Origin of the sequence: Echinicola sp. 20G (assembly GCF_015533855.1) — a bacterium.
Classification (GTDB): domain Bacteria; phylum Bacteroidota; class Bacteroidia; order Cytophagales; family Cyclobacteriaceae; genus Echinicola.
The window spans coordinates 5612713-5628429 of record NZ_AP024154.1 but is presented as its reverse complement, the minus strand read 5'-3'; the positions used below and the strand labels follow the sequence as shown (position 1 = coordinate 5628429).

The following is a 15717-nucleotide window of genomic DNA, read 5'->3' as shown; positions in this document are numbered from 1 at the left end:
TCGACGAGCTTCCATCCACTATTATTTGTGGTTTCCATCGTAATCAATTAAAGCTGGGAGAAATAATATTCCTAAATTAAGGTAAAGAGAAAGATGTATTGACTGTAGAAAAATCTTAGTCTATTTAGGCTGTTATTACTGGATGAAACAAGAGAGGCATCCTTAGGATGCCTCTCTTGTTTTTATAAATATCGAACCTACTCTTTGTATGTCCAATGATACTTCAATCATCTTAAATCAAAGTAAATTGAGCTTTATCTTTTAGATAATCCCCATCACTCTTCTTCCAAGGTAAAACTATTATTGTCTCTATTGATATCTGCCATTCTTTGACTTGGGTCAATCTCCACACTTTTTATGGTGTTGAAATCTTTGTCCAAATTTACTTCAGTAGTGATATTGGTCCAAGGCCACCTTTGTGTTTTGATGCGTTCTGGCATCCCAGCTTCTTCAGGCTTGTTTCCTCTTTGTATCACTAAAGGAAGGTAGACCATTTCTTGGGAGCCGTCTTGATAGGTGATTACCAAATCAATTGGCATAGGCATCAGACCATCTCTTTGTAATGTTATCTTGGTCCCGTTATCAGAAGCTTCAACAGATGATACTGAATAGTCAATGGTTTTAGTGCTATTTACCCAATACTCTTTATACCAATCCAATTCCAGTCCACTTTGCTTTTCCATTTCACGGACGATGTCATTGGTTTTAGGGTGCTTGAATTTCCAATCGTTGAAATATTTCAGCATGGCTTTGTCACGGTTTTCCTCGCCAATGATATAGCCTAATTGCCCCAAGAATACGGCTCCTTTTGAGTAAGCGGCAGAACCATAGGCAAAGTTGGTATGGTAATGATCAGAGTGCGTGGTCATAGGCTCTTCCTTTCCTGAAGTGGCCAGTCTTATGTACCCTCTATAGGAGCCAGCCTGAGGGGATTTGGAAGGCTCTTTAGAGAAAATATTGTTCATGGTTACATTTGTAGCGAAAGTAGTGAAGCCTTCATCCATCCATGGGTACAATGATTCATTGGTGGCTAAAACACCTTGGAACCAGCTATGGGCCATTTCATGAACCATAACACCCACCAAGCTTGGGAGTGTTCTTTCTCCAGTGATCAAAGTAGACATCGGGTATTCCATGCCTCCATCACCACCTTGGATGACAGAGTATTGTTTATAAGGATATTGCCCGAAATGTTCACTTAAGTAAGCCATTGACTGTGGAGTGTATTCCATCAGTTTCTTCCAGTTGTTGGCTGTTTTTTCACCTTTGATATATAAATGATGAATAGTGATACCGTTGTCCATGACCATTTTATCATGCGTATAGTTAGGGTCAGCTGCCCACATGAAGTCATGAACTTGAGGGGCATGGAAGTGCCAGGTCAATGTTTTTCCTCGAGGCTGTTTTACTTTTTGCCCCTCCTCTTCATAGCCATATCCAATTTCTTCTGGGTTTTGAAGGTATCCGGTTCCTCCAAGAATGTATGATTTGTCAATGGTTATTTTAACATCAAAGTCTCCCCAAATGCCATAAAATTCCCTGCCGATATATGGGTTGGCATGCCAACCCTGATCATCGTAATTGGCCATTTTTGGGTACCACTGCGACATGGAATAGCGAACACCTTCTTTGTTGTCACGCCCCGATCTTCTGATCTGAAGAGGCACTTGTCCTTCAAAATCCAAAGAAAAGTTAACGGTGCTGTGAGGAAGGATGGGCTTCGGTAGGTTTACCTCCAAGATAGTGCCCACATGTTCGATGTCTGCACTTTTGCCATCCATTTTCAATGATTTCACCTTTAGGTAACCGATTTCATCGGGTGTTAAATTGGCAATGCGGTCTTTCACCCTTCCATCAGGATCTGCAATGGTCCTTGACCTTACATCCATCATGCTGTTAGGCTGGAAGGCATTGTAGTAAAGGTGGTAGAAAACACGGTGTAGCGTGTCTGGTGAGTTGTTGGTGTATTCAAGGTTTTGATGCCCTTCATATTGGTTTTTGTCGACGTCCATTTCGACATCCATTTCATATTTAACGGCTTGTTGCCATCTGTCTGTTTGGGCTTTTGCACTTAGCACGCTAAGAAAACAAAGGCCAAACAATGCTTTTGACCAAATTAATCTCATAGTTATAATTTTTTCCAATTGTCAAAAGTAAAATAAAAAGTAAATAAGACCTAAACCGCTTATCAAAGGTTTTGGAATGTTTAAATTACTGGTCAGTGTCCAAAGGTTGAGGAACAGCCTTGATCAGAGGGTTTAGCTGGAAAACAGCTTCAATGGGGTAGTGGTCTGAATAGTCAACCTCCCTGAGTGTGTTAAATCGGATTGGGGTCAGTTGATCACTATAGAAGATGTTGTCAATCCGCAAAAAGAAAAGCACTTTGTTAAATGTAAATCCAAATCCATTTCCTATGGTCTCAAAGGTATTTTCCAATATCGATCTTACTGTAAAATAAGTATAGCTATAGGGCACATCATTAAAGTCTCCCATAAGAATTACTGGGTAAGGGCTGTTTTTGATATGGTCGGTCAATACTGTTACTTGCTTGGCACGGTTGACCATTCCTCTGTTAAGCCTACGCCAAGTTTTGCGGTAATTTTCTTTTATTCCATCGATATTATCCAACTGGTCTGCAGGAATACTCATGGATTCAAGGTGGACATTATAAACCCTAATGGTGTCTTTGTTGACGGTGATATCAATGAACATGGCTCCATTGGTTTTTCTATTGTCGAAAATTTTACCTTCATTGATAATGGGGTGTTTAGTGAAGATCGCTAAACCAAAGAAACGCCTTCCGGATTTTTCCTCTACAGATTGGGCAGAGTAATTGTATTTGCCCTCATTACTGATTTGTTTGATGGCATTTCTGGCAGGAGTGGTATAATCCTGATAAAATTCTTGAAATCCCATAATGTCCACGTCTTGTTCACGAATCCAATTAAAAATGTTAGGCACTACTTTGGGATCATTCGCTTTGTATTTTTCGTAACTGAACATATGGGCATTATAGCTCAATACAGAAAGCCCCTTTTCATCAGTAGAGTCATTATTGAACTGAAGGGTTACACCTATGAATTTCCAACCTATCAAGATGGCAGCAAGAGGAAGCACCAATATTTTTTTCTTGGCAAAAATTAATAGAATAAGGAGGATAAAGTTAATGATCAAAAAAACAGGGATAAACATGGGGACCAATCCCGCATAGGGTAGCTGTTCTGGGGAAATATTCACGCAGAAAAAAAGTATTACAGATAGTAAAAAAACGAGAATTACAAGATAGCGCATATGTACATCGTATAAATGTTAGCGAAAATAGGTTATGATTAAGGGAATTACAAGGAAAATAATGCCTTGCTGTTATAATTGGGTAATGTTAATGGTAAAATATAAAATGTATTGATACCAATGGTAATAATATACTTTCTGATCTGGTTGATTTGAAGTGACTTAAAGTGCTTGGTTTATGTTGAGTGAAAAATTAGTGAGATAAGTCGCTATATTTTGTCAACAAATAAATTAGAATGTTCATTTCGAATTAATAGACGGATTGTGATTGGATGTTGAAAAAATGCTTAAATTCGTTTTAAATCAATTTCAAAATTTATGAAAAAGTTTGACGCTTTATTTTTATTAATATTAATTTCTGCGGGAGCTTTGTTGAGTGTCTGTGGTGGGGCCGAGAAGAGTGAAAACGTCCAAAACGAAGAAACGGAAGCTATGGAAATGCAGGAGGAAGAAAGAGCTAGCCCATTAAAAACTGCTGAGGGAGAAATTGGAGGGAAAACCATCTCAGTCCAATATGGAGCCCCTTCCGTAAAAGGTAGGGCCATTTGGGGAGACTTAGAAGCATATGGAGAAGTATGGAGAACCGGTGCCAATGAAGCTACTTATCTGAATTTTTCAGATGACGTAACGGTAGAGGGTGAAGCCTTGCCTGCTGGCAAGTATTCTTTGTTTACTATTCCTCAGAAGGAAGGTGACTGGACAGTGATTTTTAATTCTGAATGGAATTTAGAGCATGGCCATTACCAGTATAAAGAGGAAAATGATGTGTTAAGAGTGAAGGTGACTCCGGAATGGCTTGATACCAACCAAGAACAGCTTTTGATTTCAGTGGAGGAACCAGGACTGATCGTGAGGTGGGAAAAACTTAAACTGCCTATCACTATAAACTAATTGATTTAATCAGGATAATAATAAAAAAGCTTTGGATGTTTCCTCCAAAGCTTTTTGCATTTTAAATAGGTGAAAAAGATGTTATTTTTATTTTTTTATGGGTTGAGTTTTGGTATAACATCAAATATTCCTGCTTTAATCAATTGAAATTATACTATAATGGATTAAATTCGGATATCTAATTACCTGGAATCACCCAAAGAAGGTATATTTTATGAAATACTTCGGATTTTTAATTGTTTTACTAGTTACTCTTGTATTAGCAGTAGGTCTTTCTGTAAACATTGGGCAGGTTCCTCCTTTAGGCTATTTGCTGGATCCTTATCATGGTTTTTGGCAGAACTCTTACAGTGAAGATGAAAAAGCCAAGAAAAAAATTGATCTTGAAGGACTGTCCGCTCCTGTGGAGGTGGTCTACGACGAAAATTTGATTCCTCATCTTTTTGCACAAAACGATAAAGACCTAATGCTGGCACAAGGATATGTAACCGCTCAGCATCGTCTTTGGCAAATGGAGTTTCAAACGAGGGCAGCAGCAGGAAGAATATCCGAAATAGTTGGGATACAAGCTATAGATTTTGATCGAACACAGAGGAGAAAAGGACTAGGATATGGGGCGGAAATGGGGTTACAATTTCTGGCTGATAATAGCCCGGAGACATTAGAGCTGATAGAAGCATACAGTGAAGGGGTCAATCTATATATAGAACATTTGAGGCTTGCAGACCTTCCTGTAGAATACAAGATCCTGGATTATAGGCCAGAGAAATGGAGTGCTTACAAAACGGTGCTTTTATTGAAGTATATGGCCGATATGTTGGTAGGAGACAAGGATATTGAATATACCAATTTAAGGGCTAAGGTAGGAGAAAGTACCATGAACAAGCTTTTTCCCGATTATACAGAAGATAATGACCCTGTTATAGAAGTAGACCATGTTTGGAATTTTCAGCCTTTAGAAATAGAGAAGCCTGCAGGTTTAAAATATCCGGATTTTTCACTTTTGATTGAACCTATCTCAAGCCCTGAACCTGGCGTTGGGTCTAATAACTGGGCTGTAGATGGTTCTAAGACCAGAAGTGGCAATCCCATTTTAGCCAATGACCCACATTTGGGACTTAACCTTCCTAGCTTATGGTACGTGATGCAGCTGAGTACCCCGGAATATACGGTTAAAGGAGCGACACTCCCAGGGGCATTGGGGGTCATCAGTGGATTTAATGAAGATATTGCCTGGGGAGTAACCAATGCTACCAGGGATGTAAGAGATTGGTATTCCATTGAATTCAAGGATAAAAACAGGTTGGAGTACCGCTATAATGATCAGTGGATCCAAAGCACCCTTAGACTAGAGTCCATAGAAGTTAAAGGGGATTCTGCTTATATGGATACGGTGATCTATACCCATTATGGTCCTGTTATGTATGATAGGACTTTTAAACCAAACGATCAAAAACGGAACTTTGCTTTGAAATGGACCGCTCATGAAGGTTCCAATGAGCAAAAGACTTTTCTGCTGCTTAACAAGGCAAAGAGCCATAGAGATTATTTGGCTGCATTGGACAATTTTACCTCACCTGCTCAGAATTTTGTCTTTGCTGCAAAGAATGGGGACATCGCCATGAAAGTTCAAGGAAAGTTTCCCTTGAAGTGGCCAGAACAGGGCAAGTACTTAATGGATGGGAACAATCCTGCATTTGAGTGGAGTGGATACATTCCCAATAATCAAAACCCTTCAACTTTGAACCCTGAAAGAGGTTTTGTCAGTTCAGCCAATCAGTATTCCGTTGGGAAAGATTATCCTTATTATGTCTTTGACAATAGCTTTGAGCATTACAGGAACAGGAGGATTAATTCACTTCTCCAAAGTATGGATAATATTACTTTGGAGGATATGAAAGTCATGCAGTTTGATGATTATGACCTTCATGCAGCGGAGGTGCTTCCGATAATGATGCGTTATTTGCAAGAGGATTCCACAAAAGTTTTCAGTGAAGATGCACAAATGCTTATTGATTCTTTATCGAACTGGGATTTTTATGCTGATCCTGGTGTGACTGGGCCAACTATTTTTAATATTTGGTGGTCAAAGCTAAGAGCAAGTATTTGGTCAAAACTGGACCAAAAAGGAAAGCCGATTGTTTACCCAAATAATTATATAACTTCAAGATTTATAATTGATTATCCTATGGACAGTGTGTTTGATGATCCAAACACTTCAGCGAAATTAGAAACCGCAAAAGAACAAATTCAAAGTTCATTTGAAGCGACAGTTGAAGAATGGGGTAAGTTAAGTGAAGAGGGAAAGGAATTGTCCTGGTCAAAGTATAAGCATACCAGCATCCAACATTTGGTTCCCAATTTTAAAGCCTTTAGCTATGATAGTGTGCATACGGGAGGGGGGAGAAGTATCATTAATGCGACAAGTGAAAGACATGGTGCAAGTTGGAGAATGTTAGTGGAATTGGGCGAAGATGTAAAGGCACAGGGGATCTACCCTGGAGGGCAATCCGGTAACCCCGGCAGTAGATTTTATGCAAACATGATCGATAAATGGGCCAGAGGAGAATACCTTAATATGAGCTTGTACTCCAAAAATGAAATGGAAAATAATTTATTTAAAACTGTGTTAAACCCAAGGTAACGATGAAATTTCTTTTATGGATTTTACTATTTGCATTGATTACACTTTTGGTGAGTCCTTTTTTGACCTATTGGGTAATGATGTTGATTTGGGCAAATATGGGCTTGGTCTTTGGAGGTGATGGTGTGAGGGCTTTCTTTTCAGCAGCATTGGGAGTAGGTATTGTATGGCTTGGGAAGTCCTTTTGGGTGACCTGGAGTACAGCGTCACCTCTCCCCGGAATGATGGGAGAAATAATGGGGCTAAACCATCAAGGGTCATTAATGCTGATCACTGCTTTAATGGGAGCATTGATTGGAGGGTTTAGCGCTTTAACGGGCAACCGCTTCAGGAAGTTATTTGAGAAAAAGCAACCTTATTACTATGGTCGCTAATCTTACCCAATTATTTCCAGGAATTTCCTTGGTACGGTGACCATAACAGTTTGGTTGATACTCGGTACTCTAATGATAAAATAATCTTGGTTTCCTTTTTGGATACACTCCCCCTCAAAGCCTTGTAATGGTCCACCCAATATTTTGACTTGTTGGCCTTCATGTATTTCAGAACTGTCCACCTCAACAGCAACACCAGTAGTGACGATTCTTTTGATAGCTTCGATTTCTTCATCCCTCACAATGGCATGGTTGCCTGAAAAATTGACAAATTTCACAGCTCCTTGAACTTGTAAGGCTTCCCAGAGTCTGTTTTTTTCGGCTCTTACAAACAAATAACCGTTAAAGAGAGGTCTCTTGACCTTTTTCTTTCTATCACTCCATTGACGAATTTCCTCGATCATAGGGAGATAGGTTTCAATATTGTTTTCTTCTAATCGCTGTGCTACTTTTTTTTCAGCTCTTGGAGCCGTATACATCACAAACCAGTTGATCTCAGTACTCATTTAATAAAAATTTGAAGACTCAATAATCGGAATATAATAGGGCATAATCAAGTCTTTTTGGTTAACAAAATGATGTTTCTTAGGTTAGGGACATCTATCTACTTGAGTATTTCTAATTATTTTATGGCCATAAAAAAAGCTATGAAACAAGATTCCATAGCTTTAGTCAATTAACAATAAACCCAAAATAACCTGTTGCGAGAGAAGGAGTCGAACCTTCAGAAAAACTTCTAATGACAAAATAACAAAGCCATTCTGTCCCTGCACCTCACAATGTGTAAAGCCTTTTGCTTTACTTGCTAGTACAAATTTAATCCTAATCTTTATTCTTTCAAATAAACATAAACAAAACATGTGAAAATTACACTTAATAAAATTGGAAACCGTTTTCCATGAGAAATTATTAATTTAAGTCACTGAATTTAGGCGTATAAATTGTAAATTTTTCAATGCATTTAATGGTTTTTCCTATTTTTAAAAGGTTTAGCATGTAAATGTTATGTTTTTGCGAAGAATTATGGAGCTTTTAAGGTTAAATTCCTCTGTACTTTACTCTTAAAGCATCCGTTGTGCAGGATAATCGAAAATAATCTTTACCTCATTTTATTTTATATGAGATACATAAATTAAAATTTTAAAAACAAATTTTTGTATTTAAAATAAAATAAACTACTTTTAAAACATCAACAATTTTGTAGGGGATAGATATAGTGGGATTTTGATATTTAATCTATCATTGACTAAGTTTATTAGTTTGTTGAGAAATTTTTTTTCAATAATGAAAATAAGTTTCAGTATTGAAAGAGGACACTTAATTGGCATCTGGACTATAGAAAACGTAAATGTGTAAAACAGATGTCAGGTATACCCAAAAACCTTTCAGCTTAAACATTTATAACTCGTATTTGACTATATGAGCGGTTCGGATAATGTCTATTTGAGATAAAGAGAAATGTAGGGTGGTGACTATCCAGAAATTATTTTGGCACTGACAAACCCATAGTTTGTAAAGACTAATCAGTTGAAGCTGTAGATCGAGAACTAAAAATGTATTAATTTAACCACCTAAATATTTTAATTGTAAATCATGAAAATTACTGTAGTAGGAACTGGATATGTAGGCTTGGTGTCGGGAGCCTGTTTTGCAGATGTTGGCATTGAGGTTGTTTGCGTCGACATTGATCAAAAGAAGATTGACAAGCTCAAAAAAGGAATCATGCCTATATATGAGCCTGGTTTGGAAGAGATTGTTGTAAGAAATTACCAAAGCGGGCGATTGACTTTTAGCACCAACTTAGGTGAGGCTATTCAAGATTCAGAGGTAGCTTTTATTGCTGTAGGAACCCCTCCAGGAGAGGATGGATCAGCAGATTTGAAGTATGTTTTGGCTGTGGCTGATGAGATTGGGAGAACCATGAATGACTACATTGTTGTAGCCACAAAGAGTACCGTGCCTGTGACAACGGGAGGTAAAGTGAAAAAGGCTATTCAGGATGCTTTGGATAAAAGAGAAAGTGCCTTGAAGTTTGCAGTTGCCTCTAATCCTGAATTTTTGAAAGAAGGGGCTGCAGTGGAAGACTTTTTAAAGCCAGATAGAATTATTATCGGAGTGGAGGATGAAAGAGCTGAAGACATTATGAAGAGGCTTTATAAACCTTTCCAGTTAAGTGGAGATAGGATTATTTACATGGATATTCCTTCAGCAGAGATGACCAAGTATACCGCCAATGCCATGCTGGCCACTAAAATCAGCTTTATGAACGATATTGCCAATCTTTGCGAATTGGTAGGGGCAGATGCGAATATGGTTAGAAGTGGAATTGGATCTGATCCAAGAATCGGTAATAAGTTTATATATCCAGGCGTTGGGTATGGAGGAAGCTGCTTCCCCAAAGACGTTAAAGCAATTGTTAAAACGGCAAAGCAGTATGGATATGACCTCAGGGTACTTGAGGCTGTTGAAGCGGTAAACGATGACCAGAAATATAAGCTGGTCCATAAGGTGAAGAAACATTTCGGTGATGACTTAAGCGGAATGACTTTTGCTATGTGGGGATTAAGTTTTAAGCCGAACACTGATGATATGAGGGAGGCTCCAGCGATAGTAATTATTGATGAGCTGAGAGCAGCCGGAGCAAAAGTGAAAGTATATGATCCAATTGCCATGGAGGAAGCAAAGGAAGTATATGTAGGGGATAAAGTAACTTATTGTAAAGATGCTTATGATGCCTGCGTAGATGCAGATGCGCTTTTATTGGTTACAGAATGGTCGGAATTTAGAATTCCAAGCTGGAGCGCTTTAAATAAACTCTTGAACCATAAGGTGATATTTGATGGTAGAAACATATATGACCGTAAATACCTCAATGAATTAGGTTTTACCCATTATGGAATAGGAGTTTGATATTTCTTGAATTTCAAGTAAACCATTTTTAGATTCATTAAATCATATGGGTAAAAAGTCAATCAGAAAAGATTCAAGAATCTTAGTAACAGGTGGGGCCGGTTTTATCGGCTCTAACCTGATTGATTCATTTTTAGCGGATGGACATCAGGTAGTTTGTTTGGATAATTTTTCCACCGGAAAGATTGAGAACATCAAGAAGGCCCAATTATCAGATAATTTTACGCTACTTAGAGGCGATATCAGAAATTTTGAGGATTGTCAAAAAGCAGTAGCCGGTTGTGACTACGTATTTCATCAAGCAGCGTTAGGATCTGTTCCCCGATCAATCGCTGATCCAATGACCAGTACTGATGTTAATATTGGAGGTTTTGTGAAAATACTCTTCGCCGCCAAAGAAGCGGGTGTCAAAAGAGTGATTTATGCAGCAAGTTCATCTACTTACGGGGACCATCCTGATTTGCCTAAAGTAGAACATGTAATTGGGAATGCCTTGTCTCCCTATGCCATTACAAAATTTGTTGATGAGCTCTTCGCACGTAATTTTGCTGATATCTATGGATTAGAAACTATAGGGCTAAGGTATTTCAATGTTTTTGGTAGAAGGCAAGATCCAAATGGAGCTTATGCAGCTGTCATACCTAAGTTTGTACTTTCTCTGATCAATGGAGAGTCTCCTAAAATAAACGGCGATGGTACCTATTCCAGGGACTTTACCTATATAGACAATGTGATCCAAGCCAATAAACTGGCGGCGGCAGAAGATACAGATGAAATGAAATCGAATTTATCGTCCTATTATAGTCAATTGGACCAGCCGTTTGATTCCGAGAAAACAATTTCTGAAGTATTTAATGTTGCATTTGGTGAGCGTGCATCATTGAATCAGTTGGCTGAAACCTTAAAGAGTGAGTTGAGAAATTATGATGAAAAAATTGCTTCTATAGAATTTGAATATGGTTCTAGACGTCCCGGTGATGTGCCTCACTCTTTGGCTTCTATAGAAAAGGCCAAGTCGATTATTGGGTACGAACCTAAGTATTCTATGGAGAAGGGGTTAAAAGATACTTGTGAGTGGTATTGGCTAAGCATGAAAAAAGACCTAACTTTCCAAAGTTGATTTTTAAATAATAGTAAAAACAAAACATGAAAACAATTAATGTAGTCTTGTCGGGAGGAGTAGGAAGTCGATTGTGGCCATTGTCCCGAAAAAGCTGCCCAAAGCAATACTTGCCCATTTTTGAAGGCCAAACGTTATTTCAGAAAACGATCGAAAGAAACAGGGTTCTCTGTGATAGTTTGATGGTAGTTGGGAATAAAGCCAATTATGAACTGTCCCGGAAAGATCTTCAGGGGCTGGGAGTGGATGGCTTTATTGAAATTATAGAAGCCTGCCCTAGAAATACAGCTGCAGCAATAGCTTTTGCAGCATTTAAAGCGAATGCAGATGATATTCTTTTTGTAACCCCCTCTGATCATTTAATTGATGCAGAGGATAAATACCTAGAATCCGTTAAGCGAGCAGTTCAATTGGCTGAAAGTGGACAGATTGTTACCTTTGGTTTACAACCAACCAGACCAGAAACCGGCTTTGGCTATATTGAATCAGAAGGAGAAGACGTGTTGAGTTTTAGAGAAAAGCCTAACTTGGACACTGCGGAGAAGTTCCTGAAGAAAGGTAACTTTTTATGGAATTCTGGTATGTTTTGTTTTAAGGCAGGTGTGTTCTTAGAGGAGCTTAAACAATATGAACCTTTAGTTTGGGAAAAGTCGAAAGAAGTAATTGAAGCATCTAAGGATGGATTTTTAGATTTTGATCTTTCCATGGAAATTCCTTCTACATCAGTGGATTATGCTGTGATGGAAAGAACTGAAAAAATTAAAGTTGTTCCTTCATCATTTAATTGGTCCGACATGGGGTCTTTCGAATCCATTTTTGAGTATATGACAGGCCACGGATACGAGCCCGATGAGTTTGGGAATATGATCATTGGAACAGACCTTCACACTGAATTTGTGGGATTAAAGAATACCATGTTGATTCAAACGAAGGATGCTATATTGGTACTAAAAAAGGAAAGTGCCCAAGATGTTAAAAAGGTGTTTGAAAAATTAGAGAAAGATAAACCAGAGTTAGTTAATTGATTCTGGGCTTTATTTTTTCAAATAATATAGTATTATTGAAAGAGGGTGATTTATCCTCTTTTCTCATTTGCTTAGCCTTCTCTTTTTTGATAAGTTCACCAGCATGGGTTTAATATTAGCTTATTTCAAGTGGTGTTGTTGAATCGGTTATAAATGAGAATAAGTTTTGTTTTGGTTTGATGAAGAACATTTAGTATTGACATTAGCTGAAGAAAGTATTTAATATGAAGCAGAATATTTTAAAATAGGCTCCAAGATTCAGCAAAACAACAATATTAAGAATTTTAAAGGCTCGAATTCATGATTTTGGAACAAAAGGGGGAATGTTACTTTCAGGAAAAAGTTTTTAAAACTCTCCATTTAATTTACTATTGAAATACGAATCAAGCGATATGTTTTTTTAATGTTTAGTTTAAAATTATAGAAATATGAATAATGAATTACTTTTTCCACTAAATGAAACCCGAATAGCCGTAATAGGATTAGGTTATGTAGGTTTACCATTAGCTGTTGAATTTGCAAAGAAATATCCCACCATTGGTTTTGACATTTCCTCGAGCAGAGTCCATCAATTAGCCCAAGGGATAGACTCCACACTGGAGGTCGAGGATGAACTTTTAAAGTCTGTTCTATCCAAGGATTTAATCAGACTAGAGCAGGCAAAAAAGGGTTTCTTTCCGACAGAACTTCCAAACGATATAGCGGATTGTAATGTTTATATTGTAACTGTTCCGACCCCCACAGATAAGCATAATAGACCTGTTTTGACGCCCATGTTGAAAGCATCCAAGTCTATTAGCAAGGTACTCAAAAAAGGAGATGTGGTGATCTATGAATCTACCGTTTATCCGGGAGTAACGGAGGATGAATGTGTACCCATTTTGGAACAAGCTTCCGGGCTTCAGTTCAATAAAGATTTTTTTGTAGGCTACTCACCGGAAAGGATTAATCCAGGGGATAAAGAGCATACTGTCGCGAAAATTTTAAAAGTCACTTCAGGAAGTACGCCAGAAGCAGCAAGTTTTGTAGATGAGTTGTACAAATCAGTTATTACGGCAGGTACCTTTAAAGCATCTTCCATCAAAGTAGCAGAGGCAGCCAAGGTGATTGAAAATTCACAGCGTGATATCAATATCGCTTTTGTCAATGAACTTTCGAAAATCTTTAACCTGCTCCAAATTGATACCCATGAAGTTTTGGAAGCGGCAGGGACCAAATGGAACTTCCTGCCTTTTAGACCTGGCTTGGTAGGGGGGCATTGCATTGGAGTGGATCCTTTTTACTTGGCACAAAAAGCGCAAGAAGTGGGCTATCATCCAGAAATTATATTGGCGGGAAGGCGTTTGAATGATTCCATGGGCAAGCATGTGGCTACTGAGGTGATCAAGCACATGATGCGCAAGGACCTCAAGGTCATGGAGTCTAAAGTCTTGATACTGGGTTTTACTTTCAAGGAAGACTGTCCTGATGTGCGAAATACAAGGGTGATTGATATTTATCAGGAGCTTAAGAATTTTGATATTGAGGTGGATGTATATGACCCTTGGGCCAGTCCGGAGGAGATAGCCCATGAATATGGGATAGCTGTAATCGACAAAGCCCAAAAGCCTGAACTCAATCATTATTCAGCAGTGATCTTAGCTGTAGCACATAAAGACTTTAAAGCATGGGACATTCAAAAATCAGCCCATCAAGTGGTATATGATGTAAAAGGGGTTTTGAGCAAAGAAAAAGTGGATGCTAGGTTATAAATTTAGTCTTGAGTAGAAAGTATTTAGTCTTGAGTTTTTAATCATGACATGACTTGGATTCATGCTATGGTTATTGAGAATATTGTCCTGGTCCGGATTTTCAGTCCGGACTTTTTTTGTGTCTTAGTTTTTAATCCAGCGGAAAAGATGAGACTTAATATAAGCTACCCCAAAAACTGGTCAGCTTAAAAACTCCGGTTCTATTATAAAATCATCACTGCTTAAGGGGAGATTTGAGAGGAGTAAGCCGTGGCAGTCTTACGTTTTATGGGATTGCCTCACTCTATTCCAACCCACGCCTACTTTAATAGGGGGCGCAATGAAGTATTGATATCTATTGCATGACCTACTCAGGTTGATAGGGTAACTTCTTAAACTAAGCTTTAAATAGGGTAATGAGATTATCTAAATATTAAGCATTTCAAAATAAAACACATTCTTAGCGAAATTATTGAAAAGTTTTGGAGAAATAAAAGTCACTGAGTACTTTTGGTGCTCATTAGGTTTGATGCTTTTTTTAATGCTTGATTCTTTAATTACATCCAAGACCCGACTGCGTTTATTGGTGAAGTTTTTCATCAATGCAGATAACCATAGCCATCTCCGCGGTTTGGCCGAAGAGTTTGGAGAATCTACCAATGCCATTCGAAAAGAGCTGAACAATTTGTCCGAAGCGGGCTACTTGCAAAAGGAATCCGAAAAAAATCGAATCAGTTACAGTGCCAATACCCAACATCCTTTGTTTGGGTCATTGCAGGATATTATCCGAAAATATATTGGTCTGGACCGGGTAGTGGATGAAGTACTTAAACGGATGGGAGATGTGGAGAAGGTCGTACTGACTGGGGATTATGCCAATGGTATGGATACCGGTACGATTGATATTGGTATTTTAGGAAAGCAGCTTAATGAGGAATACCTCGACAGTTTGGGAAATAGGATGCAGGAAATGATTGATCGCAGCGTAAAGTTTACGGTGCTGAGCGATGATTTGCCTGCTGGCATTATTTTGTATAATAAGGCAGCTGAGTAAGGAATAACTGCTCAGCTATTTTTCTTTTTATCCAAGGCCTGCTAAGCACATCATGTGACTGACCGGGCGAAGCTGCGGGCGGAGCGGAAAGCCGAATGCCGAATGTCTGAAGAAAGGAGTCTAAAGCTGAAGGACGAAGGCTAATAGAGAAGGCTGAATGTTGAAAGCCTAAAGATAAAAGCTAGGGGACAAAAGGTTTTAAGTCTAAATAGTATAAGCTATACTGGATTGATGAGTGAGCGGCATTTTAATTTAAAAGAGCTTAGGGTTTGGCAGAAATCAATGCATTTGGCTGAATATTGTATAGAGCTTGTTGAAGGGTTGAATTCTCCAGGAAAGCATTTTAGATTAATTGAATAGTTCGAATCTTGTTCGGCTTCTGTTCCACAAAATATTGCAGAGGGGAAAGGTAGAAATGCAGATAAGGAATTCAAGCAATTCCTGTATTGTAGTCGTGGATCATTATATGAGATGGTGACACTCGCTAATCTTTTCGACAAACGAAATTGGATTACAACAGCGCAACTCAATAGAATAGAATCGGAAGGATTGGAGATAGCCTCCATGTTAAAGGCCCTTATAAACGCCATCTAAATGAGCTTTCGGCTTTATGCCTTTGTCTTTTGGCTGTTATTCAAGTTTGAAAATTTTGCCTTCTAAGGATCCTATAATTCATCA

11 protein-coding genes and 1 pseudogene are annotated in these 15717 nt (G+C 38.4%); 9 read left to right on the top strand and 3 right to left on the bottom strand.

Translation table 11 applies throughout. The features are described from left to right. Positions 1–275: 275 nt before the first annotated feature. Positions 276–2126 (bottom strand): M1 family metallopeptidase, encoded by a 1851-nt coding sequence (locus JL001_RS22480; protein ID WP_200980100.1) that lies wholly within the window; start codon positions 2124–2126, stop codon positions 276–278. Positions 2127–2211: 85 nt separating this feature from the next. After that, positions 2212–3237 (bottom strand): endonuclease/exonuclease/phosphatase family protein, encoded by a 1026-nt coding sequence (locus JL001_RS22475; RefSeq protein ID WP_370567405.1) that lies wholly within the window; start codon positions 3235–3237, stop codon positions 2212–2214. Positions 3238–3609: 372 nt separating this feature from the next. On the opposite strand from JL001_RS22475, the gene JL001_RS22470 reads away from it, so the two are divergent. From JL001_RS22470 to JL001_RS22460, 3 genes are all read left to right on the top strand, one after another. Next, on the top strand, positions 3610–4182 hold the full coding sequence (locus JL001_RS22470) for a DUF2911 domain-containing protein (RefSeq protein ID WP_200980097.1): 573 nt from the start codon (positions 3610–3612) through the stop codon (positions 4180–4182). A 214-nt stretch (positions 4183–4396) separates the two neighbouring features. Further along, positions 4397–6826 carry a penicillin acylase family protein gene (locus JL001_RS22465; protein ID WP_200980095.1) on the top strand — a complete coding sequence of 810 codons (2430 nt, stop codon included), beginning with the start codon at positions 4397–4399 and terminating at the stop codon, positions 6824–6826. Between the two features lie 2 nt (positions 6827–6828). Continuing rightward, complete coding sequence (locus tag JL001_RS22460) at positions 6829–7200, top strand: hypothetical protein (RefSeq protein ID WP_200980094.1); 372 nt, start codon at positions 6829–6831, stop codon at positions 7198–7200. Between the two features lie 2 nt (positions 7201–7202). On the opposite strand, the gene JL001_RS22455 is transcribed toward JL001_RS22460, so the two are convergent. Beyond that, the gene (locus JL001_RS22455) at positions 7203–7706 is read right to left on the bottom strand and encodes a UpxY family transcription antiterminator (RefSeq protein WP_200980093.1); all 504 of its coding nucleotides are present in this window, start codon (positions 7704–7706) and stop codon (positions 7203–7205) included. Positions 7707–8793: 1087 nt separating this feature from the next. Between JL001_RS22455 and JL001_RS22450 the strand changes: the two genes are divergently transcribed. From JL001_RS22450 to JL001_RS23325, 6 genes and pseudogenes are all read left to right on the top strand, one after another. Then, positions 8794–10110: a UDP-glucose/GDP-mannose dehydrogenase family protein gene (locus JL001_RS22450; protein ID WP_200980092.1), complete on the top strand. Its 1317-nt coding sequence runs from the start codon at positions 8794–8796 to the stop codon at positions 10108–10110. A gap of 46 nt (positions 10111–10156) precedes the next feature. After that, positions 10157–11230, top strand: a complete 1074-nt coding sequence (locus JL001_RS22445) for an SDR family oxidoreductase (protein WP_200980091.1) — start codon at positions 10157–10159, stop codon at positions 11228–11230. A 26-nt stretch (positions 11231–11256) separates the two neighbouring features. Further along, entirely contained in the window at positions 11257–12255 is a 999-nt protein-coding gene (locus JL001_RS22440; RefSeq protein ID WP_200980090.1) for a mannose-1-phosphate guanylyltransferase, read from the top strand. Positions 12256–12683: 428 nt separating this feature from the next. Further along, positions 12684–14006 (top strand): nucleotide sugar dehydrogenase, encoded by a 1323-nt coding sequence (locus JL001_RS22435; RefSeq protein WP_200980089.1) that lies wholly within the window; start codon positions 12684–12686, stop codon positions 14004–14006. A 520-nt stretch (positions 14007–14526) separates the two neighbouring features. Continuing rightward, positions 14527–15039: an ArsR family transcriptional regulator gene (locus tag JL001_RS22430; protein ID WP_200980086.1), complete on the top strand. Its 513-nt coding sequence runs from the start codon at positions 14527–14529 to the stop codon at positions 15037–15039. 378 nt (positions 15040–15417) lie between these two features. Further along, a pseudogene (locus JL001_RS23325) lies at positions 15418–15633 on the top strand (four helix bundle protein); the annotation flags it as partial. Positions 15634–15717: the final 84 nt, after the last annotated feature.